The 26,039-nt window shown below is 58.0% G+C and carries 29 protein-coding genes; 13 read left to right on the top strand and 16 right to left on the bottom strand.

The genetic code is table 11. The annotated features are described in order from the left end of the window. The first annotated feature begins 14 nt into the window (after positions 1–14). Positions 15–1,580 carry an efflux transporter outer membrane subunit gene (locus E1297_RS17720; protein ID WP_155140620.1) on the top strand — a complete coding sequence of 522 codons (1,566 nt, stop codon included), beginning with the start codon at positions 15–17 and terminating at the stop codon, positions 1,578–1,580. On the opposite strand, the gene E1297_RS17715 is transcribed toward E1297_RS17720, so the two are convergent. Continuing rightward, complete coding sequence (locus E1297_RS17715; RefSeq protein ID WP_155140617.1) at positions 1,577–2,170, bottom strand: TetR/AcrR family transcriptional regulator; 594 nt, start codon at positions 2,168–2,170, stop codon at positions 1,577–1,579. The genes E1297_RS17720 and E1297_RS17715 overlap by 4 nt on opposite strands. 152 nt (positions 2,171–2,322) lie before the next feature. On the opposite strand from E1297_RS17715, the gene E1297_RS17710 reads away from it, so the two are divergent. After that, complete coding sequence (locus E1297_RS17710) at positions 2,323–2,784, top strand: (2Fe-2S)-binding protein (protein ID WP_155140615.1); 462 nt, start codon at positions 2,323–2,325, stop codon at positions 2,782–2,784. Positions 2,785–2,787: 3 nt separating this feature from the next. Beyond that, on the top strand, positions 2,788–4,980 hold the full coding sequence (locus E1297_RS17705) for a xanthine dehydrogenase family protein molybdopterin-binding subunit (RefSeq protein WP_155140613.1): 2,193 nt from the start codon (positions 2,788–2,790) through the stop codon (positions 4,978–4,980). Between the two features lie 79 nt (positions 4,981–5,059). Here the strand turns inward: E1297_RS17705 and E1297_RS17700 are convergent, their stop codons facing one another. From E1297_RS17700 to E1297_RS17685, 4 genes are all read right to left on the bottom strand, one after another. Beyond that, positions 5,060–5,569, bottom strand: a complete 510-nt coding sequence (locus E1297_RS17700) for a hypothetical protein (RefSeq protein ID WP_196223348.1) — start codon at positions 5,567–5,569, stop codon at positions 5,060–5,062. 225 nt (positions 5,570–5,794) lie between these two features. Continuing rightward, on the bottom strand, positions 5,795–7,012 hold the full coding sequence (gene rlmN, locus E1297_RS17695; protein WP_155140611.1) for a 23S rRNA (adenine(2503)-C(2))-methyltransferase RlmN: 1,218 nt from the start codon (positions 7,010–7,012) through the stop codon (positions 5,795–5,797). Further along, positions 6,996–7,133, bottom strand: a complete 138-nt coding sequence (locus E1297_RS17690) for a hypothetical protein (protein ID WP_155140609.1) — start codon at positions 7,131–7,133, stop codon at positions 6,996–6,998. Before E1297_RS17690 ends, rlmN begins: the two co-directional genes overlap by 17 nt. Before the next feature lie 136 nt (positions 7,134–7,269). Next, positions 7,270–7,776, bottom strand: coding sequence for an invasion associated locus B family protein (locus E1297_RS17685; RefSeq protein WP_155140672.1), 507 nt, complete (start codon positions 7,774–7,776; stop codon positions 7,270–7,272). Positions 7,777–8,042: 266 nt separating this feature from the next. Between E1297_RS17685 and E1297_RS17680 the strand changes: the two genes are divergently transcribed. Then, complete coding sequence (locus E1297_RS17680; protein WP_155140670.1) at positions 8,043–8,612, top strand: sigma-70 family RNA polymerase sigma factor; 570 nt, start codon at positions 8,043–8,045, stop codon at positions 8,610–8,612. 19 nt (positions 8,613–8,631) lie between these two features. On the opposite strand, the gene E1297_RS17675 is transcribed toward E1297_RS17680, so the two are convergent. Then, on the bottom strand, positions 8,632–9,177 hold the full coding sequence (locus E1297_RS17675) for an RNA methyltransferase (RefSeq protein WP_155140607.1): 546 nt from the start codon (positions 9,175–9,177) through the stop codon (positions 8,632–8,634). 162 nt (positions 9,178–9,339) lie between these two features. Between E1297_RS17675 and E1297_RS17670 the strand changes: the two genes are divergently transcribed. Continuing rightward, positions 9,340–10,314: an NADPH:quinone oxidoreductase family protein gene (locus tag E1297_RS17670; protein WP_155140605.1), complete on the top strand. Its 975-nt coding sequence runs from the start codon at positions 9,340–9,342 to the stop codon at positions 10,312–10,314. Positions 10,315–10,325: 11 nt separating this feature from the next. On the opposite strand, the gene xth is transcribed toward E1297_RS17670, so the two are convergent. After that, positions 10,326–11,135: an exodeoxyribonuclease III gene (gene xth, locus E1297_RS17665; RefSeq protein ID WP_155140603.1), complete on the bottom strand. Its 810-nt coding sequence runs from the start codon at positions 11,133–11,135 to the stop codon at positions 10,326–10,328. A gap of 262 nt (positions 11,136–11,397) precedes the next feature. Between xth and E1297_RS17660 the strand changes: the two genes are divergently transcribed. Continuing rightward, on the top strand, positions 11,398–12,129 hold the full coding sequence (locus E1297_RS17660; protein ID WP_155140601.1) for a GH25 family lysozyme: 732 nt from the start codon (positions 11,398–11,400) through the stop codon (positions 12,127–12,129). A 72-nt stretch (positions 12,130–12,201) separates the two neighbouring features. Continuing rightward, positions 12,202–12,702 (top strand): SH3 domain-containing protein, encoded by a 501-nt coding sequence (locus tag E1297_RS17655; protein ID WP_155140599.1) that lies wholly within the window; start codon positions 12,202–12,204, stop codon positions 12,700–12,702. Between the two features lie 15 nt (positions 12,703–12,717). Here E1297_RS17655 and E1297_RS17650 read toward each other — a convergent pair whose 3' ends face one another. Continuing rightward, positions 12,718–13,191: a hypothetical protein gene (locus E1297_RS17650; RefSeq protein ID WP_155140597.1), complete on the bottom strand. Its 474-nt coding sequence runs from the start codon at positions 13,189–13,191 to the stop codon at positions 12,718–12,720. Between the two features lie 269 nt (positions 13,192–13,460). Here E1297_RS17650 and E1297_RS17645 point away from each other — a divergent pair, with 269 nt between their 5' ends. Continuing rightward, positions 13,461–14,270 (top strand): SH3 domain-containing protein, encoded by an 810-nt coding sequence (locus E1297_RS17645; RefSeq protein WP_155140595.1) that lies wholly within the window; start codon positions 13,461–13,463, stop codon positions 14,268–14,270. A gap of 156 nt (positions 14,271–14,426) precedes the next feature. On the opposite strand, the gene E1297_RS17640 is transcribed toward E1297_RS17645, so the two are convergent. The 3 genes from E1297_RS17640 to ispG are packed head-to-tail and all read right to left on the bottom strand — an operon-like array spanning position 14,427 to position 17,353. Beyond that, positions 14,427–15,167, bottom strand: a complete 741-nt coding sequence (locus E1297_RS17640) for a DUF429 domain-containing protein (protein ID WP_155140592.1) — start codon at positions 15,165–15,167, stop codon at positions 14,427–14,429. A 5-nt stretch (positions 15,168–15,172) separates the two neighbouring features. Then, entirely contained in the window at positions 15,173–16,075 is a 903-nt protein-coding gene (pdxY, locus tag E1297_RS17635; protein ID WP_155140590.1) for a pyridoxal kinase, read from the bottom strand. Positions 16,076–16,090: 15 nt separating this feature from the next. Continuing rightward, on the bottom strand, positions 16,091–17,353 hold the full coding sequence (ispG, locus tag E1297_RS17630; RefSeq protein WP_155140588.1) for a flavodoxin-dependent (E)-4-hydroxy-3-methylbut-2-enyl-diphosphate synthase: 1,263 nt from the start codon (positions 17,351–17,353) through the stop codon (positions 16,091–16,093). 359 nt (positions 17,354–17,712) lie between these two features. On the opposite strand from ispG, the gene E1297_RS17625 reads away from it, so the two are divergent. From E1297_RS17625 to E1297_RS17610, 4 genes are all read left to right on the top strand, one after another. Continuing rightward, positions 17,713–18,321, top strand: coding sequence for a hypothetical protein (locus E1297_RS17625; protein WP_155140586.1), 609 nt, complete (start codon positions 17,713–17,715; stop codon positions 18,319–18,321). Between the two features lie 214 nt (positions 18,322–18,535). Beyond that, positions 18,536–19,318, top strand: coding sequence for a 3-hydroxybutyrate dehydrogenase (locus E1297_RS17620; RefSeq protein WP_155140584.1), 783 nt, complete (start codon positions 18,536–18,538; stop codon positions 19,316–19,318). Between the two features lie 32 nt (positions 19,319–19,350). After that, positions 19,351–20,370 (top strand): patatin-like phospholipase family protein, encoded by a 1,020-nt coding sequence (locus tag E1297_RS17615; RefSeq protein ID WP_155140582.1) that lies wholly within the window; start codon positions 19,351–19,353, stop codon positions 20,368–20,370. Positions 20,371–20,757: 387 nt separating this feature from the next. Next, the gene (locus E1297_RS17610) at positions 20,758–21,585 is read left to right on the top strand and encodes a pentapeptide repeat-containing protein (RefSeq protein ID WP_155140580.1); all 828 of its coding nucleotides are present in this window, start codon (positions 20,758–20,760) and stop codon (positions 21,583–21,585) included. A gap of 134 nt (positions 21,586–21,719) precedes the next feature. On the opposite strand, the gene E1297_RS17605 is transcribed toward E1297_RS17610, so the two are convergent. Further along, the gene (locus E1297_RS17605) at positions 21,720–22,529 is read right to left on the bottom strand and encodes a MipA/OmpV family protein (RefSeq protein ID WP_155140578.1); all 810 of its coding nucleotides are present in this window, start codon (positions 22,527–22,529) and stop codon (positions 21,720–21,722) included. A gap of 216 nt (positions 22,530–22,745) precedes the next feature. Between E1297_RS17605 and E1297_RS17600 the strand changes: the two genes are divergently transcribed. After that, positions 22,746–23,036 carry a YggT family protein gene (locus E1297_RS17600; protein ID WP_155140576.1) on the top strand — a complete coding sequence of 97 codons (291 nt, stop codon included), beginning with the start codon at positions 22,746–22,748 and terminating at the stop codon, positions 23,034–23,036. Between the two features lie 108 nt (positions 23,037–23,144). On the opposite strand, the gene E1297_RS17595 is transcribed toward E1297_RS17600, so the two are convergent. The 4 genes from E1297_RS17595 to E1297_RS17580 all read right to left on the bottom strand — a co-directional run bounded on the left by E1297_RS17595 (position 23,145) and on the right by E1297_RS17580 (position 25,765). Next, positions 23,145–23,342, bottom strand: coding sequence for a Trm112 family protein (locus E1297_RS17595; RefSeq protein ID WP_155140573.1), 198 nt, complete (start codon positions 23,340–23,342; stop codon positions 23,145–23,147). A 23-nt stretch (positions 23,343–23,365) separates the two neighbouring features. After that, positions 23,366–24,046, bottom strand: a complete 681-nt coding sequence (locus E1297_RS17590; RefSeq protein ID WP_155140571.1) for an LON peptidase substrate-binding domain-containing protein — start codon at positions 24,044–24,046, stop codon at positions 23,366–23,368. Positions 24,047–24,136: 90 nt separating this feature from the next. After that, the gene (trxA, locus tag E1297_RS17585; RefSeq protein WP_155140569.1) at positions 24,137–25,117 is read right to left on the bottom strand and encodes a thioredoxin; all 981 of its coding nucleotides are present in this window, start codon (positions 25,115–25,117) and stop codon (positions 24,137–24,139) included. A gap of 117 nt (positions 25,118–25,234) precedes the next feature. Then, positions 25,235–25,765, bottom strand: coding sequence for a prolyl-tRNA synthetase associated domain-containing protein (locus E1297_RS17580; RefSeq protein ID WP_155140567.1), 531 nt, complete (start codon positions 25,763–25,765; stop codon positions 25,235–25,237). Positions 25,766–26,039 lie beyond the last annotated feature (274 nt).

Here is a 26,039-nt window from a genome sequence, read left to right as displayed (position 1 = left end):
GGCGGATATCGTTCATGCCACTTGATGTTCGTCCAGTTCTGCTCCCAATCGTCCTTGCGGGTTTTCTCACAGGCTGCATGGTCGGTCCCGACTTCGAGCGCCCCGAAGCGCCGACCCTCGGCAGCTGGACAGCCGGCGCCAATATGGAAGTCGACCGCAGGACCGGCTTTACGACCCGGACGGCAGAGACGGCCGCTTGGTGGCAAGTCTTCAATGATCCGGTCCTGAACAGTCTCGTTGCGGATGCCTATCGGCAAAACGTGACCCTGCAGGCGGCCGGGGTGCGCGTCTATCAGGCCCGCGCCCAGTTGGGTGTCGCGCTCGGCGAACTTTTCCCGCAAAAGCAAACGGTTCGAGGAGGTTCAAGGACAATCCACTGGAGCACGCAGGATCCGCTTTTGCGGCGGCTGATAAACCTTGGACTGATTGACGATCAGATGACCCGCGTGACGACCGGATTTGATGCTGCCTGGGAAATCGATGTCTGGGGCAAGATCCGCCGCGACGCGCAATCGGCGAGAGCCAACGTGCTCGCCAACATTGCAAGCTACGATGATGCTTTGGTGACGTTGACCGGCGACATTGCCGCGACCTACGTATCCATCCGCGAACTTCAACAACTGGTCGCAATCTATCGCCGGAACGCAGCGCTCCAGAAAAAGTCTCTGGACATCACAAGACTGCGCGTGAAAAACGGCGCCGCAACCGATCTGGACCTGAACGAGGCGACGGTTCTTTACAACAATACGCTCGCGTCCATCCCGAAGTATCAGGCCCAGCTGGCGCAAGCCTATAACAGCATGAGCGTGCTGCTCAGCGAGCCTCCGGGTGCGATCGAGAAACGTCTTGGCACGAAAACAAAACTGCCGTCGGCGCCCGCTGAAGTCGCAGTCGGCGTTCCTGCCGAACTTCTCAGACGCCGCCCGGACATCCGTCAGGCGGAGTATTTGGCGGCCGCGCAATCGGCCCAGATCGGCGTGGCAAAAGCCGACCTGTTCCCGGCCTTCACGATTTCCGGAGCCATCGGTGTCCGCGCGGCCAATTTTCCGGAATTGTTCAAGGACGGGTCGAGCACAGGCTTTATCAACCCGGGATTTTCCTGGAATTTCCTCAACTACGGCCGGATTCGCAACAATGTCCGAATGCAGGATGCAAAGTATCAGGAAGCCTTTTTAAACTACCAGAACACGGTCATCAGCGCCTATGCGGAAGTCGAAACCTCTATTGTCGGTTTCCTGCGATCAAAACAGGAGGCTGTGTACTTACGCCGCAGCGTTGCTGCCGCCCGGAAAGCGGTCGGCGAATCCCAGGCACAGTATCAAAACGGCACATCGGATTACAGCCGCGTTGTCGATGCCCAACGCAGTTTGCTTGAAGCGGAAGAACGTTACCTCGCCGCCCATGCGAATGTGCTGAGCAATCTGGTTTCGATCTACAAGGGACTGGGCGGCGGCTGGTTGCCGGAAAATGTCGATGGCCTGATTTCGGAAAAGACACGCCGCCAGATGGAAGACCGGACCAATTGGGGGCACCTGCTTGAAAGGCCGGTCGATACCGATCTCACCGCACTGCCGGGCTAACAAACAGCATAACGCGACAGGATCATGTCGACGCTTTCATTGATGATTGCTTCCAGTTCCGGGCGTTCGGGAACGCGGTTTGCATAGATGTTCGGGTAAAAAGCGCGTGATTTGATCAGCCCGAGAAACTGCTCTGCAGCAAGATCCGGATCGGAGACCTGGAGTTTTCCTTCGTCCGTTGCCTGCTTCATGAAATCGGAAAAAACCTGAAGCTTGGTCATGCGCGCATTCATGTCCGCTGCCAGCTCCGGGTCCCGGATGGTCTCGCTCATGATCATGCGCGCAAGGTTCATGAAGCACGGGTTGATCATCAATTCACCTTCCGCCCAGCCCAGGCGGATCAGGGCATCCCGGATCGGCAGACTGGAATCGTAAGGAATCTCAAGGGCCGCATTCAGCTGATCGGCCAGACACTGGTTGATCGCCCTAAACAGCGCATCCTTGCTGTCAAAGTGATTGTAGACCGTGCGTTTGGAGACACTTGCGCGCTCGGAAATCCGGTCCATGCTGGCCCCGGCAAAGCCCCGCTCCTGAAACTCGGCAATGGCTGCCTCGACGATCTGTTTCCGTTTCTGATCCGCAATGGGCATTCGGCGTCTCACTTCCCTGACAGGTCTTACATCCCAAAATTTACGCCCTAAGTAAACTCGTGCGTTTACATACCCGGAATCAGAGATTACACTACACAGTGTAGTTTACACCCTCAAGCCAGTTCAGACCAGCCAAGGGAGGCTGTTTCCTCATGTCTGTTACCCTCACCATAAACGGAGAAACGCGGACGTTCGACGCGGATCCCGAAACGCCGCTGCTTTGGGCCCTGCGGGACGAACTCGGCATGACCGGAACGAAATTCGGCTGCGGCATCGCCGCCTGCGGCGCGTGTACGGTCAATTGGGACGGTTTCCCTTCCCGGTCGTGCCAAATGCAGGTCGGCGATCTTGAAGGTGCCAACATCACCACCATCGAGGGTGTCAACGGCAAGGCCGCCGATGCCATTCAGGCTGCCTGGCAAGAACTCGAGGTGCCGCAATGCGGTTATTGCCAATCGGGTCAGATCCTTGCGGCAACGGCGCTGCTGGAGGAGACCCCCAATCCCACGGATGAAGACATCGACGCCGCAATGGACGGCAATGTCTGCCGCTGCGCCACCTATGCCCGGATCCGCAAGGCGATCCACCTCGCAGCCGACAAGATGGAGGCCTGATCCATGTTGAACCTCCTCAAAAAGCCGCTTGAGCAAGCCCAGCCCTCCCGCCGGACCTTCCTGAAAATGTCGGCGGGCACCGTTGGCGGTCTGGTGCTGGCGTTGAACATGCCGCGCGCAGCAACAGCCGCAGCAAACTCGAACGCCGAATTTCTGCAGCCTTTCGTCCACATCCTGCCGGACAACTCGGTGATTGTGCTCTCGAAACACCTCGACATGGGTCAGGGCACCGCATCCGGCCTGGTGACCCTCGTCGCAGACGAGCTGGACGCCGCACGAGAACAGGTAAAGCCGGGCTTTGCCCCGTCGAACACTGCCGTCTACAAGAACCTGCTCTTTGGAGCCCAGGGAACCGGCGGGTCTACCGCCATGGCCAACTCTTTTCTGCAATACCGGCAGGCAGGTGCGGCGGCCAAGGCCATGATTGTCGCAGCAGCCGCTGAAGACTGGGATGTTCCGGCGTCCGAAATCACCGTTTCCAATGGCGTTGTCTCCCATCCCTCCGGCAAAAATGCAAGGCTCGGGGAACTCGCCGGATTAGCTGCCAAGCAGGAAGTGCCGGCCGAACCGGTCCTGAAAACCCCGGACCAATGGGTTTATATCGGCAAGTCCTTCCCGCGTGTAGATGTGCCGAACAAGAGCCACGGTGCACCGAACACCTACACGATGGATTTTCAGCGCGACGACCTTCTGGTCGCAACCGTCGCCCGCTCGCCGCGTTTCGGCGGTGTGCCGAAGTCCTTTGACGCCACCGAGGCAAAGGCCGTTCCAGGTGTTGTCGATGTCGTGATGATCCCGAACGGAGTTGCCGTGGTTGCGACGTCGACCTGGCCAGCCATCAAGGCCCGTGATCTGTTGACCATCGAATGGGATGACAGTGCAGCGGAAACCCGCAGCTCCGGCGCCATGATGAGCGAGATGAAGGAACTCACGACCAAGCCGCAGAAGACGGTGCGGTCCGACGGCGACATTGCCGCGGCTCTTGATGGTGCCGCAAAGGTCATCGAAGTCGACTACGACTTCCCCTTCCTCGCCCATGGTGCCATGGAGCCGCTCGATATCGCCCTGTTCTTTGACGGCGAAAATGCGGAATTCTGGTTCGGCTCGCAGTTGCAGACCGTGGACCATGCAGTTGCCGCTCAGGTCCTCGGCATCGCCATGGAGAATGTGAAGATCAACACGCTGTGGGCAGGTGGTTCGTTCGGGCGCCGGGCCCAAGGTGACAGCCACCCGGTTGCCGAAATCTGTATGTTGTCCAAGGCCATGACGGCCGCGGGCCACAAGCCGCAGCCGATCAAAATTGTCTGGACCCGCGAAGACGACATGGAAGGCGGCTATTACCGCCCGATGTCCGCGCACAAGCTTAAGGCGTCTCTCGATGCGGATGGCAATGTCACCGGCTTCGATTACAACATCGCTGCCAAGTCGATCGTCAAGGGCACCCCGTTTGAGGCGGTCCTGATGCCGGGAGGCGTCGACCACAACATGACCGAAGGCGCCAGTGACACGACTTATGCCTTCCCGGCCATGCAGATGGAGCAGGCGTTCGCCGAAACCCCGGTTCCGGTGCTGTGGTGGCGATCGGTGGGGCACACCCATACGGCCTATGTCATGGAAACCATGATGGACCGTCTCGCAAGGGAAGCAGGCAAGGACCCGGTTGCCTACCGCCTTGAGATGATCAAGGACGATCCGCGCAAGGCGAATGTCCTGAAACTGGCGGCAGAGAAGGCCGGTTGGAACGACCCGCTGCCGGAAGGCCGGTACCGGGGCGTTGCCGCACACAAGTCCTTTGAGACCTATGTCGCGGAAATTGCCGAAATCTCGTTCCGAGATGACGGCACGGTGAAAGTCGAGAAGGTGGTGTGTGCCGTCGATTGCGGCATTCCGATTAACCCGGACAACATCAAGGCCCAGATCGAGGGCGGTATCGGCTACGGACTCGGTGCGATCCTGCGCAATGAAGTGACCTTGACCGATGGAGTCGTCGATCAGACCAATTTCGACACCTACATGCCCTTGCGAATGTCGGACATGCCGGAGATCGAGGTCCACATCGTCCCGTCAACGGAAGCCCCCACCGGAATCGGTGAACCGGGAACACCGCCGATTGGTCCGGCCGTTGCCAACGCCATCGCGGCCGCCAAGGGCGAGTGGATCACCTCCCTGCCCTTGTCAAAACACGGGATGGCGTAGGTCAGAACCAAAACGCGGACCAAACGCAAAAACAGGCCGGCAATTGTCCGGCCTGTTTTCATATTGGTGGCAGTTGCCTTCAAGTGCGCCGTTCCCGCCATTCGATTATGGATGCAGCAACAACGCCAAACAGCACGTGCCCAACAAGCGAAGCCCAGGTTAGCTGAATAAACCCGAGAAACGGCGGGAGACCTGCAATCAGATGGGCCATGACATACAGCGCGAAAGCCCATAGACCGACCCCGAAGCCGATCCCGACAATCCACCAGGGAAAAAAGGGCGTTACGACCCGAGCGATCGGCCGCGCAAGAAACAGATATCCGAGCGGATAAAAAACCACACCGACAATCAGGTGGATTGCCTCGGCCAGCGCCCAATTCTGAAAACCAAACGCCGACTGAACGAGCGCCGCCGGCTGCAAGGGACCGCCGACCCAGAACGGGGTCAGATAACGCGCCCAGATTTCCCACGTCGCATCAGCGGCAACTCCAGCCAGAACAGCAGTCACGAGCGTTGCAAGCGTCAGAGGCGGAAACAGCCCGGACAGGCTGGTGCGGTTGGCCGTTCCGGCCGAAGTGGCAAACAACATCGAAAGATCTCCCTGAATTTCCGGGTCAGCAGAAAAACCGGGAGCGCCCCGGCACTCAGGAAGTGGGCGCTGAACCCGCTCCGCCCAAATCACGGATCAGACAGCAAAACAGCTGCGAGGATCACAAACTTGATGACGTAGCGTGATCAGCGGCAGTGACTTTGGAAACGCGCACGGACTTTCATTCATTGTTGAAACGAGCAGACCGCCATCCGCCAACAAGATTCAGCTTGCAGCCAGCGCGTCGCGATCCTTCTTGCGCATGCGTTCAGACGCCGATTTCAGCTGGCCGCAAGCGGCGAAGATATCGCGGCCGCGCGGGGTGCGGATGGGTGAGGCATAACCGGCCCGGTTGACGATATCGGCAAATTCCTCGATCCGCTCCCAGTCGGAGCATTCATATTCGGAACCGGGCCACGGATTGAACGGGATCAGGTTGATTTTGGCCGGGATGCCCTTGAGCAACCGCACCAGATCCAGTGCGTCCTGATTGCTGTCATTGACGCCCTTCAGCATGACGTATTCAAATGTGATGCGCTTGGCGTTCGACAGACCCGGATAGGCACGGCAGGCGTCGAGCAGCTCCTTGATGTCCCATTTCTTGTTGATCGGGACCAGAACGTCACGCAGGTCGTCGCGCACCGCATGAAGGGAAATCGCCAGCATGCAGCCGATTTCCTCCCCGGTCCGGAATATCTCCGGAACAACGCCGGACGTCGAAAGGGTGATGCGCCGCTTGGAGAGGGACAGGCCATCCCCGTCGGAAGCGATCAGCAAGGCTTTCTTGACATTGTCGAAATTGTAGAGCGGCTCGCCCATGCCCATCATGACGATGTTCGATACAAGACGGCCTTCAGACGGTACAATCGCGCCCTGCGGCGTATGTGCTTCCGGAAAATCCCCGAGCCGGTCCCGTGCCATCAGGATCTGCGACAGGATTTCTTCGGCTGTCAGATTGCGGACGAGCTTCTGCGTGCCGGTGTGGCAGAAGGTGCAGGTCAACGTGCAGCCGACCTGAGAGGACACGCAGAGTGTTCCCCGGCCTTCTTCCGGAATGTAGACGGTTTCAACCTCGACCGGACGCCCTGCCCCGCGCGGCGGAAACCGGAACAGCCACTTACGGGTGCCATCGACCGAAATCTGCTCCGACACGATGTCCGGGCGTGCGATCGAAAACGCGTCAGCGAGCTTCTGGCGAAGATCCTTTGCGATATTCGTCATTTGGGAAAAGTCGGAGACGCCGCGCACATAAAGCCAATGCCACAGCTGGGAGGCACGCATGCGCCACTGCTTTTGCGGCACACCGATGGTGCCCAAAGCCTCGCCGAGTTCTACCCGGGACAAGCCGATCAGGGTGGGCTTGTCCTCCGCCGGAGAGGAGGCCGGTATTGAAACTGTTGCCGCGTTGGGATTGTCCCGCGCGATGTCAATCGTGACTGCCATGAGCTGATCCGCATTTGGCCGGAATGATCCCGGTCGAAACACCCAAATTGTCCGGGACGCCGCAGGTGCCATAAACACCCTGCCGGTCAACCGGCACCTTGTGCCCAGATCCGCTGGACACTGTTGCCCGTGGTCCTAGCGGGAACCCCGCCAAAAATCAAGATTTTCGGGGCCCCGTAACGTTTACTGCCCGCGCAAAAAGGAAAAGGGCCGGCGATGCGGCCCTTGTCACGGATAACGGGTGCGGAACCTTCGTCTTATCGGCAAGCCTGCGCGGCTGTATCGATCGCCGCCGTCACACCGGACAGCGAAAACTTGTATGTCGTCTTGGTTCCACGGCTGGATTCACCGCTCACACTCATCTCGCGTCCGGCTTTCATCGCCGCAACCAGTTGCGCTTCCGTTGCAGCGTTTTCGACCCAGGCACCATCATTGTTGGTGAACAGGGTGAAGTTCTTGCCGTCCACATCGGCAGTGACAGAGGACTGGGCCTTGAACGGGTAGCCGACAACCAGACTGGGTTCGGCATTGACACCTTCAGCCGGCCGGGACGTGACAAAGAAGAAAACGTCACCATGATTCCGGTCGCCCGGCAGCATCTGCGTCGGTTTCGTCAAGGCATAACACACCTTTCCGCTGCCACTATCCAGCGAATAGGCCGCCCAGTCCCTGTGTTGCTTCAGCAGGGTCGGCGTCTGTGCGAAAGCCGCTGCACTCGAAATAACAAGGCCGACTAGGGCCAGAACCAGCGTTTTTGCTTGCATCATCTCCACACCGTTTGGATCGCAAATCTTGGGTCAGTTTCCATACAAATGCCTACTGACATATAAACCTTGCTTTAATGATAAATTAAAGCCGGTTACGAAAGGGTTGAAGCGGAGGCATCATTGGAAGAAACGATAACCGGTCGCACTGCGGCCCCATAATCCGATCACGCTTTTGCGATAAATTCGGCAAGAGTGTGGCGAGCGAAGCCTTCCGTATTGCTGTGAACCTGTTACACAGGGATGATGAACATGGAGTGCGCGGTTTGCCGGGTCAGCTGCAGTATTTTTCAGACCTGATCGTCAAGGTTGCAAATGACCGGGACAAGTCCGCCTTCACGGAATTGTTCGATCATTTTGCCCCTCGATTGAAGGGCTATTTGATGAAACAGGGCGCTGACGGCAATCTGGCAGAAGAGATCGCCCAGGATGTCATGGTGACGCTATGGCGCAAGGCAGACCTGTTCGATCCGTCAAAGTCCTCGGCAAGCACATGGCTGTTCCGGATTGCGCGCAACCGGCGGATCGACCGGCTGCGCCGTCAGAAGACTGCCGAGCTCGATCCCGAGGATCCGTCCCTCCATCCAACCGGTCCAGCCGATGCCGGCACGGAAATTGACGCACGTCTGCGCGAAAAGCGGGTTCGTGCGGCCCTCAAATCGCTGCCGGAAGAACAAAGGGAAGTCGTCAGGCTGGCCTTCTTCATCGGGTTGTCCCACAGCGAGATCGCGGACAAGACCGGTCTGCCGCTCGGGACCGTCAAATCGCGCATCCGCTTGGCCTTTGGCAGGCTGCGTCAGGTGATTGAAGCCGACCAGTCCGTCGACGTGGACTAACTCAGCTCCCCCGATCCCGTCAGGTGCCGGGGACCTTCCGCCCGGTCCGCATCACCGGGCCACCACTGACATGCTTGACCCGCCCGGTTTTCGGAGCACCGGCCGTGATCGAACGGTCCGCATACCGGCCAAGCGCCCGATGACGGTCATACATCACAATGGCACCGGCCATTGCAACATTGATGCAGAACTTGGTCGGGATCTTCACGACATGATCGCACCGCTCGAGCATGCCCTGTGACAAGGATCCGCGTTCGGGCCCGAGGATATAGGCAGCCTGCAGCGGATGGCCAAAGCTTGGAAGATCAATCGACTCATCCGTCAGCTCGATGCCAACCAGCTGGCAGCCGCGCGGCAAATCCATTGTCTCGACACTGTCCCAGTTGAACACCGGCAAGTGCCCGGGGCTTTTCGACGTATCCGAGGGCGGAGCTTTCCTGATCTTCTGATCCGCATCAACGGTGAAGAAGAAATTCGCCCCGAATGCATGGGCCGAACGCATCAGCGTCCCCAGATTCATCCGTTTTGACAGGCCTTCGGCGCCCACGGCGAAATATCCGCGCATAACTCAAGATCTCGTTGTTCGATGTGATCGCCCGTGTACGTCGAAACCGCACCTCAAGACAAGGCCCGCCACTATTATACAGCTATTGGAGGGGATGCAGCCGCTTCAAGGCCCATGCTAGCAAACGTCTCAATGTTGGTTCAGACATGAGGAAGACCGGCCTTGCGCGCTTGCCTTTGCACCGAACTTGGGGACCCGGAAAAACTCCAGGTGCTCGATATTGCGGCCCCGGTGCCGTCGGACACTGAAATTGCCGTGCGGGTGGAGGCCTGTGCGCTGAATTTCTTCGACACGTTGATCACGCGGGGAAAGTACCAGTTCCGGCCTGATCCGCCATTTTCCCCGAGCGCAGAATTTGCCGGAATCGTTGAGCAAACGGGCGCACACGTCAGCACCTTCAAACCGGGCGACCGGGTCATGGGGTATGTCGGCTGGGGCGCGGCGCGCGAACTTGTGGTGACCACCGAAGACAAACTGGTCCGGTTGCCGGACGGCGTCCCGTTCGACATTGCCGCCGGTCTGACTGTGACCTACGGGACGACGCTGCACGCCTATTGCGACCGGGCCAGGTTGAAAGCTGGCGAGACCGTCGCCGTGCTGGGCGCATCAGGGGGCGTGGGACAGGCCGCCGTCGAAATCGCAAAGCTGATGGGCGCACGCGTCATTGCCTGTGCATCCTCGCTGGACAAACTGACATTCGCCAAAAAGCTCGGCGCGGACGAATTGCTGGACTATTCCGCCAATCCCTTGAAGGAAACCCTGAAAGAGCTCACCGGCGGCAAGGGCGCCGATGTTGTCTATGACCCGGTCGGCGGAGACCTCTCCGAGCAGGCGCTGCGCGCGACCGCTTGGGAAGGCCGATATCTCGTGATCGGGTTTGCCTCCGGCGGCATTCCCAAAATCCCGTTGAATGTCGTCATGCTCAAGGGCTGCGATGTGCAAGGTGTCTTCTGGGGGGATGCCGTGTCGCGAAACCCGGACGGACACAAGGCCAACATGGCCCGGTTGCTCGATTGGGTCGCGCATGGCCGCATCAAGCCGCATATCCATGCAACCTACGGCCTAGAAGATATTCCGAAAGCCCTGCACGAACTAAACGCGCGCAAGGTTTTCGGGAAAATTATCATCGAGCCGTAAGCTTCAAGCGATCAGGCCTCGAACACGGCGACTACGGGCGCGTGGTCGGAGGGTTTTTCCCAACCGCGCGCCTCCCGGAGCACACGGGTGCTCTTGATATGGCGATCAAGGGTTTCCGACACCCAGACATGATCCAGCCGCCGGCCCTTGTCGGCCTTGGACCAGTCCTTCGCCCTGTAGCTCCACCATGTGTAAAGCTTTTCGTCCAGCGGCGTGAACCGGCGCATGGCATCCAGCCAGTTGCCGGCCTGACGGATCTCTTCCATCAGCCCGGTTTCAACCGGCGTGTGGCTGACCACTTTCAAGAGCTGCTTGTGCGACCAGACATCATGTTCGTAAGGCGCTACGTTCAGATCACCGACAAGAACGGCCGGTTTGGCGGTTTCGGCGCCGGTCAGCCAGTCCCGCATCTCGGCCATGAAGTCGAGCTTGTGGGCGAACTTGTCATTGACAGTCCGGTCCGGCTCATCGCCACCAGCAGGTACATAGAAATTATGGAGGCGCAGCGCGCTGCCATTGAAGGGCACGTCGACGGCGATATGGCGGGAATCGCCCATGGCGCAGAAGTCGCGGCGCTCGACATTTCCAAGCGGACGGCGCGAGATCGTGGCAACCCCGTGATATCCTTTCTGTCCATGCACTTGGATGTGTTCATACCCCGCCTTCTTTAGCGGATTTACCGGAAAGTTTGCATCCGGGCATTTGGTTTCCTGAAGGCACAGGACATCCGGTTGCACTTCCTCGAGCAGTTTCTCGATAATCGGCATGCGAAGCCGGACGGAATTGATATTCCAGGTGACGATGGTCAAACGATCAGTCATGGGGTCTCTTGAGCTTGCGCGGCAGGGAAGTGCCAGTCATACGGATTCTGCCGCGCCCGGCAAATGAAAAGTCAACATGCCTGATCACGCGCTTTTGTCCGGATAACGGGCTCTGGCCAAGGGTGAATGCGGCAAAACTGTGCCCATTCAGCCGCATTGTGACCAAGATCTGTCATCACAACAGCTTCAATCCAACTTCTGCTCGTAGAAACACGGCATAGTCGCTGCTGATCGCAGTTTTGCCGAACCCCGTGAGGACGCCTTGCTCGCCCTAGTCAAAGCCTTTTGCTCAATCGCCAGCTTTGTGTTTGTCAGCAGCTGTTCTGCCTATGACTTCCCCGACCCGACACCGGAGGACTATGCAATCCACGGCATCGACGTTTCGCGTTGGCAGGGAGATATCGATTGGCAGGAGGTCAAGCGGGACGGAACCGAATTCGCATGGATCAAGGCGACGGAGGGCGGAGATCACTATGACCCCCGGTTTCTGGACAACTGGTACGGAGCCCAGGCCGCAGGCGTCCGGCGTGGTGCCTACCATTTCTATTATTTCTGCCGCCCGGTGGAAGAACAGGTATCCTGGGTGAAGGAGATCATCCCGGTTGACCCGGATGCCCTCCCGATGGTGCTGGACATGGAATGGAACGCCCACTCCAAGACTTGCCGCGACCGGCCGCCGCGGGCCCAAATCATCCGCGATATGGACCACTTTCTCGATGAAGTGGAAAAGCACTACGGCAAGCGCCCGGTGATCTATTCGTCAGTCGACTTCCATCGGGACCGTCTGGTCGGTGCCTTCAAGGACGAACATTTCTGGCTGCGGTCGGTCGCAACCCACCCGATGAACATCTATGAGGACCGCGATGACTGGGTGTTCTGGCAATACACGGCCGAGGGCCGTGTTGCCGGCGTCAAAGGGGACGTCGACCGCAACGCGTTTTTCGGAACCCGCTCGCAATTTCGCGCCTGGTTGAACGGCGATCTTGATCGTTAAAAGAATTTACTGGCGCAACCTTACGTCATCTCGCATTCTGAAGTCTGGTCCGAACCCTTTCCGGAGCAGTCCATGTTACGTCGACCAGTTCTCTTAGCCGTTGCCGCTCTCCTGCTATCGGTGACAAGCGCTTATGCAAATTCCGGCCCCTACCGGACGAATGCACTTGGCGCAGTCAATTTCCGTACCGGCCCGGGAACCAACTATCCGGTCATTACAACGGTCCCGCGCGGTCAGCCGGTTTTCGTATTCAGATGCACAAACACCTATGCCTGGTGCGATGCTGCTTATGCCGGCGCGCGCGGTTGGGTGTCAGGCCGCTATATCGGGTTCGCTGCGCCCGGCCTCTACTACAATCGCCCGCTTTCCTCGGTTGGGGCCGCCCTTGGTATTCCCCGCCTTGTACCAAACTACCCGGTCTACCGCCCCAATGTGGTCTACCGGAACTATCCTGTGGCACCGCCACCGCGCGGACCGGCATTTTACTTCGGCGTAGGCCCCGCTTGGGGGCCGGGACCGTATTGGGGGCCGGGCCCACGACCTTTCGGGCCGGGCCCCGGTCCCTGGTTCTGAGCAGAACCCTTGGTTTCAGCGGATCGTGATCTGGTGAGCGAATGTTTCTCCATCGCTTACCGTAACCTGCCGGAAACCCATCAACTTGCAGAAATCCAGAAAATTCAGCTCGTAAGGCTGCGCGGATTGGGCAAAAAGCGGGGTTGCCCGTGCCATGCTTGTCAGGGATGCCAGAAGAGCCCTCATCCGGTACAAGGTGTCATACCGGTCGGTTTCGGTCGCAATGATGATGATTTTCTCAAGGTATTCACCTTTGGCAAACAGGTGATAGCCCGGTGAATGGCCCTGTTTGAGCTGCTGGGCAGCAAGGCCAACGACGAAGGCAGCACGCGAACTTTCCGAAGCGTCCGGAGCGGCCGGGACGTTTGCGACATAGACTTCCCGCGTGTCAGGTGCCGGGTAATAGTACCCGGCATGCAAATCACTTGCGATGCTCTTTTGGGAGACCGCAAGGAAACCAAATATCAAAAGAACAAGAAAAAGCCGCATGTATCCCTCCCATTCGCATGAGAGTGCGCGATTGTTCCTTTAAGAGCAACAAAAAGAGCGGCTTAGCCTGACCATGAATTGATCACGGTTCCCAATCCGGAAATTTTTTCTTTTCACCAACACAGCGCGAAGACGTAAAATTGACTACCGGAAACAATATGCCCGTCTCGTGAACAAAGACTTGAAAATCATTAATTAAATTTCATTGGCGGTCGAAAGAAAACACACACACCTGAATACCCGAGCCTCAGCATTTATCGGAGTGTGATATGTTTCGAAAATCAATTGCTCTAGGATTGGCCGCCGTTCTTTTGTCCACGACCGCCGTCATGGCACAAACTTCTACCGACACCACCTCATCATCACCCCCTCCAGCCATAAACGCTGAATCGAACGCAACGGCAGCCCCCCAGGCGACGGGCTCAAACACAGCGACGGGCCTGCCAGCTGCGGTACCGTCGTCCGCAACTTCTGCGGCCTCGCCCTCTGCCGCTGCCCCTCAGCCTGCAGTCGGCACAGCAACCCCGGCAGCATCAACATCGGTCCAGCAAGCTGTCACCGCACCCGCCCAACAAGCGGCCCCCGCTCCCGCACAACAAACCGCGTCAGCGCCCGCATACGCCCTGACGGACGTAAACGTCCGCAGTGGTCCGGGGACAGGGAACGGCATTCTCGCCACCTTGATCAAGGATCAGAACGTCACCGTTTCGGACTGCTCGAACAATTACGGATGGTGCAGTGTAACCTCACCAAAGGCACAAGGTTGGGTTGATTCGAGTTATCTGGGCTCTGCGGCCGCAGGCCCCTACCAGGGGCTGCCAATCTCGGTCGTGGGCGGCAAACTGGGGATCAACACCGTTCCTGTCAAAGTAACGTCGGCCGAAAAAGTCAAAAGGAAAACGCCGGTCGACGTCGTCTACTATAATTACCCTGCTACTTACTACCGCACTCCGTCCCCGATTGTTTTCGCAGGGTTCGGACCGTATTGGGGACCTGGTCCAGCGTTTGGCCCCCTCGGCCCGGCATTTGGCCCCGGCCCTGGCGGATGGGGTCCCCATGGAGGTGGTCCACGCCGTTAAACCGGCTTGAAACCGGATAACGATTGGACGGCAAACGGATGCCGTCCCGTACTCACCCATCCGAAGCACGGCATATATCCATAAACCCGGGCAATTGGCGGAAGATTCTGGACCAAAAAAATACGGTCGTCCCCGGTGGCGCAAAGGCAATCCGTATCAGGCCCAGATCGCGATCCTTGTTCCTCTTGCATCCCTTTCGAATTTTGCGGGAAAGGGGAAGGCAAGGCCACGCCATATCCGATCGGCGATCAGACAATTGGCTGCAGCATCAAGCAGGTCATCACGTCCCACGCCTCGCGGCGGGTTTTCATCAAGGAACCCGGCTTCAAATCCGCATGTAACCAGAAGGTCCCGCCGTTGATTCAGACCTGCCGGATTTGGCCGACTCTTGACCTTCTTCGGCAAGCTCATTTCAGTGCCCCCATTCAGCCGCCAAAACGCAAGTTCGGGATGCACCTCAAACACCCGGTCCTCATGTGCGGGTGTCAACAACGCATCGATTTCCCGGATTTTGGGAAAAAGATGAAACGCCTGTTTCGAGACCTTTCGCGGCGGATCGGAGGTTTGCAGCGCTACACGGCAGGCTTCAGGATAGTCTTCACAATAGACGGCTGCTCTTGATGGCACGGAAAACACCGAGGATTGGCGCATCCCCAAATGCTTGCGCACCGCCTGCTCCGGCCCGCGTCCTCCAAGGCCCACCGTGTCGGGCAAGCCGATCGGCATGTCTACCGCGATTACGGACAGATTAGGCGTGCAATCGAGAACCTCGGAGAAACTTTCAAAACAGCGCAAGACCGGCTGGCCAGACCCCAACACCGGTTTCAAAACCGCGATCCAGCCAGCCTTGCAGCCATCCACACCGGCCACCCATATATCTGCCAGTGGGTCTGCCATGGCGGTCACGCCCGCGCCACGGCCTCCAGCACGCGGCGGCTGGAAACCAGAGCCATTGGCCGGACAAGGGACTGTTGCTCTTGCGGCAGCAGAAGCTCATCCGCCCCCTTCTTCACGCTGCGGGCGACAATTTCAAATGTCGCCCCGGCTGCGCGGACAAGCGCTGTTTCCTCTTTCAAACCGTCCAGCCAACCGGACAGAAAAAGACCTGCAACAAGATCACCGGTGCCGTGAGGCGGGTCCAAAATGGCTGCGTGTTCAGCAGAATACGCCCCGTTGGGGGTAACAAGCAGGTTGGAAATGGCATTGCGCCGGAGCGCGGGTGCCGACGTGACAAGAACACGCGGTGTCCCGAGCAGACGTGCGGCGGACAGGGCTTCGGTTTCCGTGCCGATGTCGCGGCCCGTCAGCCACCCCAGTTCGAAACTGTTCGGAGTGGCGATGTCGGCAAGTGTCAAGAGCGTGTCCCGGATCGCCTCGGCGGTTTCTTTCGGCACATAGAGCCCCCCACCGGACGCGCTGACATGATCACCAATAACCGGATCGCACAGATAGACCGCTTCCGGGTTTTGCTCCCTTACAGCCTGAACGATGCCGGCAACGATCCCGGCCTGCCCGGCATCGCCAAGGTAACCGGACATGACGGCATCGACCTCGGCAAGTTTGGAGGACTGCGCCAAATCAGACACGAGTGCACCGAACTCCCCGACCGGGGGAATAATCCGCGTTCCCCGCCCCTGGCCGGGATGCCATGGCAGTAAAATGGTCGGCAAGAACCAGACCGTATGGCCCAGCCGTTCAAGTGAAAACACCAGCCCCCGGCCGCTGATGCCACCGCGCACCACCTGGGATGTGATTACCAGAACGGTTTTCTTGGGAGCGGTTTCTCCAACCGGTGCCTGCGACATGATCAAGCCTGTCCGTTACGCCGCATTGGTCGAAGAGGTCGAACGCCCCTGCCCATACCGCCGCTCGATATAGTCCAGAACCATCTGCTTGAATTCATCAGCAATATGGTCGCCTCGCAGGGTCGTTACTTTCTCGCCGTCGACAAACACCGGTGCGGACGGTGTTTCACCTGTGCCCGGAAGCGAGATCCCGATATCCGCATGCTTGGATTCGCCCGGGCCGTTCACGATGCACCCCATGACCGCAACATTTAGATTTTCGACACCAGGATATTGCTCACGCCACTTGGGCATGGAGTCCCGTATATGGTCCTGAATGTCGCTGGCAAGCTCCTGAAAGACCGTGGAAGTGGTCCGTCCGCATCCCGGACATGCGGCCACAACCGGCACAAACGCCCGGAAACCCATTACCTGAAGCAACTCCTGCGCCACCTGCACTTCGCGGGTGCGGTCTCCACCCGGCTCCGGCGTGAGGGAGACGCGAATGGTGTCGCCGATCCCCTGCTGCAACAGGATCCCCATGGACGCTGCCGAAGAAACGATCCCCTTGGTCCCCATGCCGGCTTCGGTCAGCCCCAGATGCAGCGCATAATCGCAGCGGTTTGCCAGATCGGCATAAACGGCGATCAGGTCCTGCACCTGACTGACCTTTGCCGATAGAATGATCTTGTCCCGGCCCATTCCGAGCTCTTCAGCCCTCTGTGCAGACAGCAAACCGGACTGGATGATCGCCTCGCGCATCACCGCAGCCGCGGACATGGGCGTTTCGCTGACGGAGTTTTCGTCCATCAGCCGGGTCAGGAGTTCCTGATCGAGCGACCCCCAATTGACGCCGATACGGACCGGTTTGTCGTGTTTGAGCGCAATATCGATGATCTGGGAGAATTGGGTGTCTTTCTTGGCCTTGAAACCGACATTGCCCGGGTTGATGCGGTATTTTTCCAGCGCTGCCGCACAATCCGGATAATCGCTCAGCAGCTTGTGGCCGATATAATGAAAATCGCCGACCAGCGGAACGTCGATCCCGATCCGGTCCAGCCGCTCGCGGATGCGCGGCACCTGGGCGGCAGCTTCCGGACGATCCACCGTAATCCGGACAACTTCAGAGCCTGCCCGAGCCAGTGCGGCAACCTGAGCAACCGTTGCATCCGCGTCGGCCGTGTCCGTATTGGTCATGGACTGGACGACAACCGGTGCATCACCGCCCATCGTTACATTTCCCACCCGGACCGGCACAGACAGCCGGCGCGGCTTCGGTCTTGCGACATCATCGATCATCGTTTCAAATAATCCGGTTTGTTTTTGGCCGCAGCCATCCTGTCCGATTGATTAGTGTGCCATAAGCCAAAGGGCAATGGCGACCATAACGGTTCTGTTCCCGCAAACCGCCAAAAGGTTGCGAAAAATACGGAGCTGATTAAGAGTGCCCGCACCTTGGTTGATTTACCAATAGTGAAATTTAGCGCCTCTTACCCTCTGGATCCCACATGTTTAAAAGATTGGCGTACGATGCTTTCCAGCTTGTCTTCTGGAATCTGGAAACCGTTTTCAAGTTGGTTGGAGCGTGGTTCGTTCTTCAATTCCTTGTCACTTTTGCAGTTCAAGTGGTGATCGGAGAGCCTGATCCGTCACACGCCATGAACGCCGGAGACATCATACATGTCTTGGTTCAGGTCCTTATTTTCCTAATGGCCTCAGCGTCGATTGCCGTAGGTTGGCATCGCTTCGGGCTTTTGGGCGAGCAACCATCTTTGGTTCATTTGCGCTTCGGCCGAATTGAAGCCCTGTTTGTTCTGAAATCCCTTCTTCTGGGTTTCCTGTTTTGGTTTGTTTTTCTGCTTATCTTCCTTCTTGTCTCACTGCTTGGATCGCCAATTATTCTAATGGTTGTGGGTGTACTCGCCGCCATCTTTGCCATCCCGACCTTCATGCGGATGTCGCTGATCCTTCCGGCCACAGCTGTCGGCCAACCGCTCGGGTTGGGCGAGTCCTACGTGAAAAGTGAAGGTCTGGGTTGGAGGATGTTCTTCGCAAACGTGTTTTTATCCGTGCCGTTCGCGATCTTGATGTTTCTTTTGGCATTCGGAACCTTTCAACTAACAGAAAGCTTGCCCGGCTTTTTCATACTTATGAAACTCCTTATCCTATGGGGCCTGGGGCAAGTCATCATCACAGTTCTCGGCATCTCGGTCCTGACGGCCGGCTACCGGATCATGATGGAAAACAACAGTTCAGCTCATAACTGAGCCGGTCCTGACACAGGCGAAGGTATTACCGATACCAGCTGACCTTGTCCCCATGCCTTGTTGGACAGCAACCCGATCCATATCTTCGGGAAAGCACCCTCCCCGCACATGACCGTTACCCCGCAGACATAAAGGGCCGACAGTCATTGGGTTGTTGCACTGCGGGGAAACTTGGTGAAGAGTTGCCTCGCACAATTTCTAGGGAGTGTCGGTAATGCTTTCCAACAAAACCGCAGTCGTGACAGGCTCAACCTCCGGCATCGGCCTCGCAATTGCGCGCGCCATGGCCGAACAGGGTGCAAATATCGTGATCAATGGTCTCGGCGATGCCGATGCCATCGAGGCTGAGCGTGCGCAGATTGAAAGCGATTTCGGGGTCAAGTGCCTGTATTCCGCAGCAAACATGCTGAAACCGGATGAAATCACCGGCATGGTCGAGATGGCCGAGGCCGATCTGGGGTCCGTTGACATTCTCGTCAATAATGCCGGTATCCAGCATGTTGCCCCGATTGAGGAATTCCCGGCCGACAAATGGGACATGATCATTGCCATCAACCTGTCCTCGGCCTTCCACTCGATGCGGGCGGCCGTGCCCGGCATGAAAAGACGCGGTTGGGGCCGTATTATCAACACCGCATCTGCCCATGCTCTGGTCGCCTCACCGTTCAAGTCGGCCTATGTAGCGGCTAAGCACGGCATCGGCGGCCTGACCAAGACCGTTGCCCTTGAAACCGCAACCCATGGCATCACCGTCAATGCCATTTGTCCGGGATACGTCTGGACGCCACTGGTTGAAAAACAGATCCCCGATACGGCAAAGGCGCGCGGGATCACCGAGGAACAGGTCAAGACCGATGTGATGCTCGCGGGTCAGCCGACCAAGGAGTTCGTCACGGTCGAGCAAGTCGCCGGCTTTGCTGTTTTCCTGTGTACGGACACGGCCGCCTCGATTACCGGTTCGCTTCTTCCGATCGATGGCGGATGGACTGCCGAATGAGCCTTTCCCTTCGATAAGGACCACAGAGATCCATGGCGCGGGCCAAGACAAAACAGATCAACCTTGCCCTGCAAGGTGGGGGCGCGCATGGCGCTTTTACATGGGGCGTTCTCGATTGGCTTCTGGAAGACGAGCGCTTCCAGATCGACGGGGTGACGGGTACAAGCGCTGGCGCCATGAATGCGGTGGTACTTGCAAGCGGCTTCCAAAAAGGCGGAAACGCGGGCGCACGGGAGGCGCTCGAGAAATTCTGGTGGCATGTCAGCCAACAGGCTTTTCTGAGTCCCATCCGCCGCTCTCCGGTTGATATCGCCCTGAACCAATGGAGCCTTGATTTTTCACCGAGCTATCTTGCCTTTGACCTGATCTCACGGTTTGCATCCCCTTACGAGTTCAACCCGGTCAACATCAATCCCTTGCGGGAAATTGTCGACCATGTGGTGGACTTCGACGCGGTCAACTGTTGCGAAACGTTGAGGGTCTTCATCGCGGCGACAAATGTCTATTCGGGCAAGATCAGGGTCTTCGGCGGGCATGAAGTCAACCTTGATGCAGTTATGGCCTCGGCCTGCCTGCCCCACCTGTTTCATGCCGTTGAAATAGATGGCGAGCCCTATTGGGATGGTGGTTACATGGGTAATCCACCGCTCTATCCGCTGTTCTACGAAACCAGGACGCGGGATGTCATACTCGTCCAGATCAATCCGGTCGAACGCCGGGAAACCCCGCGCTCGGCGCGCGAAATCCTCAACCGGCTCAACGAGATCACCTTCAACGCCTCGCTACTGAAGGAAATGCGTGCCATCGGGTTTGTCACAAAGCTGATTGATGAAGGAAAGCTCTCGTCGGAGGAATATATGCGGGTCCTGTTTCACCGGATTGCGGCAGAGGATCTGAAACCGCTTGCAGCATCCTCCAAGGTCAATGCCGAATGGGCCTTTCTGACGGAACTCAAGGACATCGGACGCCGCTCCGCGCAGCATTGGGTCGAGGAGAATTTTCACGCCCTCGGCAGGAATTCTACAGTGAACCTGCGCTATGAATTCAACTGACAGCTGGAGAACTCTCGCAACTCTAGCCCCATGGGTGCGCGTGCCGGATCAGAAATTTGGGGCGGCGGGCGAGAAAAATCATTCTTTCAGCCCGCAAACGTGTTTTGCCAACCATTTGGCAAGGGTTTTGCGCTGTAGTGGCCAAGCTGATCGTCTGGTTCTGCGTCGTCAGCGCCCGATGAAGGAAAGGGGCAGGCAAACTGCGACCCCGCCTGCCCCGGCCCTTCGACCGGGCAGCGGACATGTGAACTCTTTTTCCCGGCTTGCCTTGAACAGGCCTTCATCCATACGGCTGAAGAACGGTCGGCCACACTCTTAAAATCCGCCTTTATCCGGTCACCAACAAGGCTTACATCTAGGTAAGGCCATGAACGATCAGGGGGCACGATGACGGCAAGAAAATTGCTCCATACCGCATTCAATATTGCGACGGTCGCTGTCCTGGCAACCGGCGGCCTGGTTGCTGCCGGACTGGCACAGGACATCGGAAAACTTCAGAAGGATGGCGGTTGCGCAAATTGCGACCTTCGGCTTGGCGAATTGCGCGGGCTTGAGATTATTGGCGCCGACTTCTCGGGCGCGGTCCTGCGTGAAGCGGACATGAAAGAGGTGATTTTGGCGCGTGGCAATTTCGAGAAAGCCGATCTGCGCAGGACCGAGCTGGAGCGCGCCAATCTATCGGAAAGCAATTTCCGTCATGCCTCAATGCGCGGCGTCGACATGGAAAAAGCAGATCTCGTCAAGACAAAGTTCGACCGGGCGGATCTGCGGAACGCGGACCTGAATGAAACCCGAATGGACGGCGCGACTTTCGAAGGTGCCGACATGCGGCAGGCAACGATGATCCGGACGAGCGCCACAAACGGAAATTTTCACGATGCCAAAATGGACGGGGTCGACCTTGAACGGGCAGATCTCAGTGACGCGGACTTCTCAAATGCACGGCTGATCAATTCCGATCTCGACAGGGTCAATGCACAACGGACAAGTTTTCGGGAGGCCGACATGAGTGGTGTCCGGCTTTCCAGCGCCGATCTGACCAACGCCGACCTGCACGGAGCCAATCTCTCCGGCGCTTTGTTGCGGCACACCCGCCTGCCGGGTGCCGACCTGTCCGGGGTTCGCGGCCTTGATCCCGCCCGCCTCATCGACGCATGCGGAAATGAAAAAACCAAACTGCCCGACGGAATCACATTGAAGACGTGCGCTTACTAGGTGCTTGATCCCAGGCCGTAATCGCACCAATTTTTCGGGCCGAATGGACACAAGCACCATGGGCCGAGATAACCGCTAAGATGACTTGATCGGCTGCGCGGCCCGTCATGGCTCCGCGCAGCACCAAGTGTTTCCTACTTGAACACATCGAACGCAAAGCGGTAGGTCATGCCGAGGCCAATGGTAAACTGGTTCTCATCGCCTGTCTTTGCGATCGGGCTGTCAGCGGCATCTCCAACGAACCGGTCGTAGCGGCCCAGAAGGTGCAGTTTCACATTGTCGGTGTAGGCGTAGCTCGCCCGCGCAGCCAATGCGACGCTCTTGAATCCGCCATCGGGATCATAGGGCGTCAATGTTCCACCGCTGGCGGCAGCTTCGGAGTCGGTCACACCGAAATAGGTATCCATATACCCGTCTGCTGCAAAGGTCGCGCGTGGACCAATGCTGAACTCCACCTTGTCGAGCGGATAGAAAATGCCGTCAAAACCGACCTGCCCGCTCTGGCTGGTCTCGCCATTGATGCCTTGCAAAAGTTCCGCAAAGACCCTGAAGTTCCGGAACCGGTAACCGGCGCCCGCACCCAGCTCGAGGGTCCAGTCAATCTTTTCCGTCCCGCGCAGCGCCCGGTTGTCACTTGGCTTGCGCTCACCGATGTAATTGAAAGCCGGGTAGACAAAGATGCCCCTCGAGTCGCGGCCGTCTTTGACCTGCCCAAGTCCGGGCACATAAAACCGGCCCACACCAATCAGCGGGAACGGATAGACTATATAGGAATCGGCGGCCTCGTACCGCGGCTGGACCCGGGCCCCAACTCCAAGCTCCAGAACATATTGTTTCTGGGGCAAAGGCGGCGCCGTGTCTTGCGCCACCGCGATTCCGGCACCGGCCAATATACCTGCTGCGACACTTGCAGCAAATATGGGCTTTGTTCTTGCAATCGTCATTGACCGAATTTCCCGAAAAGACACGCGTTTGAGCGGACAATAGCATGCGCGCCTTAACAAGAGTCCTGACGTTCCGGAAATCCCGGAGCTGTTGCAATTGCGCATCAGGGAACAAACGTTTGAAACCTGCAACACTGACGAACCGGGTTGCAGTCCCACGGCCAGCCCGCTAAATGATCTGAAAAGCTCGAAGCATCTGGTGACGGAAGGTTCTAAATGCGCGCAATTCTCGACGTGGTTCTCATAGCCCTGAACCTCTACACGTACATCATTATCGCCGCCGCCATCTTTTCCTGGCTCTACGCCTTCAACATCGTCAATTCGAGCAATCAGGTGATCGCGACAATAGGCCAGATGTTGTACAATCTGACGGAGCCGGTCTTGCGGCCAATCAGGCGAATGATGCCCAATCTGGGCGGGATCGATATCTCTCCGATCATCGTCCTGCTCGGGATCATCCTGATCCAGCGCGTCATCGTGATGTATATCTACCCCAACGTCTTTTAAGACAGTCGAGTAGACCCCAAAAAAACACCGGAGCCTCGGGGCTCCGGTGTTTTTTTGTCAACGCTTCTGTCCCGTCACCGGCCTGAAGCACCGGTACCAGCCTGCCGGTTAATCCTCCAGAGCCCGCGCTTCCTCGGCAAGCATGATCGGAATGCCATTGCGGATCGGATAGGCAAGCTTGGCCGCGCGCGAGATCAGCTCCTGCTTGTCCGCATCATATTCCAACGTCGTTTTTGTCACCGGGCAGACCAGAAGCTCCAAAAGCTTGCGATTGACCTGCCGTTCGGGATTGGTTTGTTCACTCATGTCCGGTCGTCGTCCTGCCCAGATTATTGAAGGGTCGTTCCGCCCTCGCCGTTTTGAGAACGGGCCAGATCCATTTCCGTGATGGCGATCAGTGTTTCGGCGCGGGTTTTCAGATCCCGCGCCTCAAGAAGCGCCTGTTTCTCCTGAGCCCCATAAGGGCACATCATGCAAAGCGCATTGACCAGCACCTCGGTTTCGGCCTCGACAACGCTTTGCCAGTCGGCCTCCAGGTTGTTGGCATCCAGATAGGCGCGCAGTGCCTTCAGCAGACCGTTGCGGTCCACGTCGTCCTCGCCATTGCCACATTGGAGATCTGCGGCAAAGGGGGCGAAGTCGCATTCGACACAGCGGAACTTGGCGATTGTCTCAAGCTCTCGGCCAACAGCGAACCGCGTCACCCCCTGAAGCGTGATCATATACCGCCCATCGCCGGTTTCCTGAAAACTCGTCAAGCGCCCGACGCACCCAACCTGGGCGAGACGCGGCCGGTCCGACCTCTGGCTTTCTTCATCGGACGCCGGCTGGACCATGCCGATCAGCCTGTTGCCGGACAAGGCATCGTCGATCATGTCGATATAGCGCGGCTCGAAAATATTGAGCGGGAGCTGCGTGCGCGGCAAAAGCAACGCGCCCGACAAAGGAAACACCGGCAACACCGGCGGAAGATCCGCAATGGTTTCATAAATGGCGTTTCCGGCCTGCATGCTCCTGTTCCTTCAGCTTTTGTTGCGAGCGGCGGCGTGGCCAGCAGACCACGCAATTGGTTTCGTAGATGTAGCGAGAAGGGCTTCGGGTCAAGAAAACAGGACCGAAGACAGTTTCCGGCGCCCATAGTTGGTGGCCGGTTCCTTGGTGCCCCATGCCTCGAAAAACTGCAGCAGCTGCTTGCGCGCACCATCCTCGTTCCATGCCCGGTCGCGGCGCACGATCTCGATCAGCTGGTCAACGGCTGCCGTCCGGTCCCCCTTGCCATTAAGGCCGAGCGCAAGATCGAAACGGGCCTGAAGGTCCAGCGGGTCCTTTTCGATGCGCTCCACAAGCTCTGCCAGATCCCCAAGTGCCTCGGCCTGCTCCGCCAGCTCCAATGCCGCCAGTGCGGCCGTATAGGCGCCGTCCTGATGCTTGTCTTCCGGCACCATTTCCAGCGCCTGCTTGCCCTTCTCCAGATCGCCGGTCGCAATATAGCACTGGGCCAGTCCGGAAAGCGCGCGGACATTGTCCGGTTCCATCTGCATCACACCGCCATAAAGCTGTGCGGCCTGACCGAAGTCATTTTCTGCAAGCAGGGTATCGGCCTGCTCAAGATAGGCATCAACCGGGTTCGGCGCCGGAGCACCTCCGAGTTTTTCGATGAAGGCCTTGACCTGGCTTTCCGGCTGCGCCCCCATGAAACCATCAACCGGCTGACCGTCCTTGAAAGCAATGACGGCCGGGATCGACTGAACCCCCAATTGGCCGGCAATTTCCGGGTATTGGTCGATATCCATCTTGGCGAGCTTCACCGTGCCGCCGGCGGCCTTGACAGCGTTTTCCAGGATCGGAGTGAGCTGCTTGCACGGCCCGCACCAGGGCGCCCAGAAGTCCACCAGAACAGGTTGCTGGCGCGATGCCTCCATCACGTCCTGCATGAAGGTCTGGGTCGTCACATCCTTGATCAGGTCATCGCCACCGGACGGTGTGCCGCCATTGCCTCCGTCAAACCCGCCGTTTCCTCCGAAGTTTCCTCCGAAGCCACCGGCCACCGATCCACCCATGGTGAAGTTTCCGTTGCTCATTGCTTGCGCCTCTTCATTGTCGGGCAAATGCTCGTAACATCAGATTGCCGCCGTCGGCCGATGCACGTCTTCGCGTTCTAACATGGCGCGCTCGGTACCGAATTACAAATGGCGGTTTCACGCGTTATGCGGCTGTCCCGCGCCCTCGTCCTGGCTGACTGCCAATACCTGAACCTGATGCCCGCAGTTTTCCGCGAACCTGAGCAGATCCGCACTGGCAATCGAGGTCGTCGCATCATTCGACAAGGGGTGAAAGTTCAAGATTTCATGCTGCATCATAGCCGCATCGAACACCGGTGTAACCTTGTGGTCTTCGCGGTCATTGATCAGGGAAAACGGCGTGACGGATCCCGGAACAACACCGAGGGTTTCCATAAGGAGATCGGCATTTCCAAACGATACCCGCCCCTGTGCGCCAACAATCTGGTGCAGCTTCTTCAAGTCGATCACTGCGTCATGCAAAGCCACGACCAGAAAAAGCCGTCCCTTCTTGTCTTTCACAAAAAGGTTCTTCGTGTGCCCGCCGGGAATACGCTGATGCAGATCCCCGGACTCAGCCACGGTAAACACCGGCTGATGATCAACGGTTCTCACGGGAATTCCCAGGTCGGCGAGAAAATCCAGCAAATCCGCGCGGCTGGCTGGCATGGGGCAAGTCCTGCGTTCGATATTCGATCCGGTTGTCTAGCGCGAATTGACGCACAGACTCAAGCAGTTCCACCACCGGATCCGGGCATGTTCCGCTATTTCCCCTTCGGGAAAATCACAGTCCATCCACAGCTTCCCGCCTTTCAAAAAAATACAAAAATGTCTGTTGCATTCCGATCTCGCATGGTTCATATACTCCCCACCTCAGCGACGGGGGCCGGATTTTGGGCCTCTCGAAGCGAAAATGCGGGTGTAGCTCAGGGGTAGAGCACAA

The sequence above is a fragment of the Roseibium sp. RKSG952 genome (assembly GCF_009711355.1).
Note: the sequence above shows the minus strand (reverse complement) of the source record. Positions and strands in the feature narration are given on the sequence as shown.

Coding starts and splice junctions, on each gene's coding strand:
- E1297_RS17720 (WP_155140620.1), top strand. CDS start 15: ATGCCACTTGATGTTCGTCCAGTTCTGCTCCCAATCGTCCTTGCGGGT.
- E1297_RS17715 (WP_155140617.1), bottom strand. CDS start 2,170: ATGCCCATTGCGGATCAGAAACGGAAACAGATCGTCGAGGCAGCCATT.
- E1297_RS17710 (WP_155140615.1), top strand. CDS start 2,323: ATGTCTGTTACCCTCACCATAAACGGAGAAACGCGGACGTTCGACGCG.
- E1297_RS17705 (WP_155140613.1), top strand. CDS start 2,788: ATGTTGAACCTCCTCAAAAAGCCGCTTGAGCAAGCCCAGCCCTCCCGC.
- E1297_RS17700 (WP_196223348.1), bottom strand. CDS start 5,569: ATGTTGTTTGCCACTTCGGCCGGAACGGCCAACCGCACCAGCCTGTCC.
- rlmN (WP_155140611.1), bottom strand. CDS start 7,012: ATGGCAGTCACGATTGACATCGCGCGGGACAATCCCAACGCGGCAACA.
- E1297_RS17685 (WP_155140672.1), bottom strand. CDS start 7,776: ATGCAAGCAAAAACGCTGGTTCTGGCCCTAGTCGGCCTTGTTATTTCG.
- E1297_RS17675 (WP_155140607.1), bottom strand. CDS start 9,177: ATGCGCGGATATTTCGCCGTGGGCGCCGAAGGCCTGTCAAAACGGATG.
- xth (WP_155140603.1), bottom strand. CDS start 11,135: ATGACTGATCGTTTGACCATCGTCACCTGGAATATCAATTCCGTCCGG.
- E1297_RS17655 (WP_155140599.1), top strand. CDS start 12,202: ATGTTACGTCGACCAGTTCTCTTAGCCGTTGCCGCTCTCCTGCTATCG.
- E1297_RS17650 (WP_155140597.1), bottom strand. CDS start 13,191: ATGCGGCTTTTTCTTGTTCTTTTGATATTTGGTTTCCTTGCGGTCTCC.
- E1297_RS17645 (WP_155140595.1), top strand. CDS start 13,461: ATGTTTCGAAAATCAATTGCTCTAGGATTGGCCGCCGTTCTTTTGTCC.
- E1297_RS17640 (WP_155140592.1), bottom strand. CDS start 15,167: ATGGCAGACCCACTGGCAGATATATGGGTGGCCGGTGTGGATGGCTGC.
- pdxY (WP_155140590.1), bottom strand. CDS start 16,075: ATGTCGCAGGCACCGGTTGGAGAAACCGCTCCCAAGAAAACCGTTCTG.
- ispG (WP_155140588.1), bottom strand. CDS start 17,353: ATGATCGATGATGTCGCAAGACCGAAGCCGCGCCGGCTGTCTGTGCCG.
- E1297_RS17625 (WP_155140586.1), top strand. CDS start 17,713: ATGAACGCCGGAGACATCATACATGTCTTGGTTCAGGTCCTTATTTTC.
- E1297_RS17620 (WP_155140584.1), top strand. CDS start 18,536: ATGCTTTCCAACAAAACCGCAGTCGTGACAGGCTCAACCTCCGGCATC.
- E1297_RS17615 (WP_155140582.1), top strand. CDS start 19,351: ATGGCGCGGGCCAAGACAAAACAGATCAACCTTGCCCTGCAAGGTGGG.
- E1297_RS17610 (WP_155140580.1), top strand. CDS start 20,758: ATGACGGCAAGAAAATTGCTCCATACCGCATTCAATATTGCGACGGTC.
- E1297_RS17605 (WP_155140578.1), bottom strand. CDS start 22,529: ATGACGATTGCAAGAACAAAGCCCATATTTGCTGCAAGTGTCGCAGCA.
- E1297_RS17600 (WP_155140576.1), top strand. CDS start 22,746: ATGCGCGCAATTCTCGACGTGGTTCTCATAGCCCTGAACCTCTACACG.
- E1297_RS17595 (WP_155140573.1), bottom strand. CDS start 23,342: ATGAGTGAACAAACCAATCCCGAACGGCAGGTCAATCGCAAGCTTTTG.
- E1297_RS17590 (WP_155140571.1), bottom strand. CDS start 24,046: ATGCAGGCCGGAAACGCCATTTATGAAACCATTGCGGATCTTCCGCCG.
- trxA (WP_155140569.1), bottom strand. CDS start 25,117: ATGAGCAACGGAAACTTCACCATGGGTGGATCGGTGGCCGGTGGCTTC.
- E1297_RS17580 (WP_155140567.1), bottom strand. CDS start 25,765: ATGCCAGCCAGCCGCGCGGATTTGCTGGATTTTCTCGCCGACCTGGGA.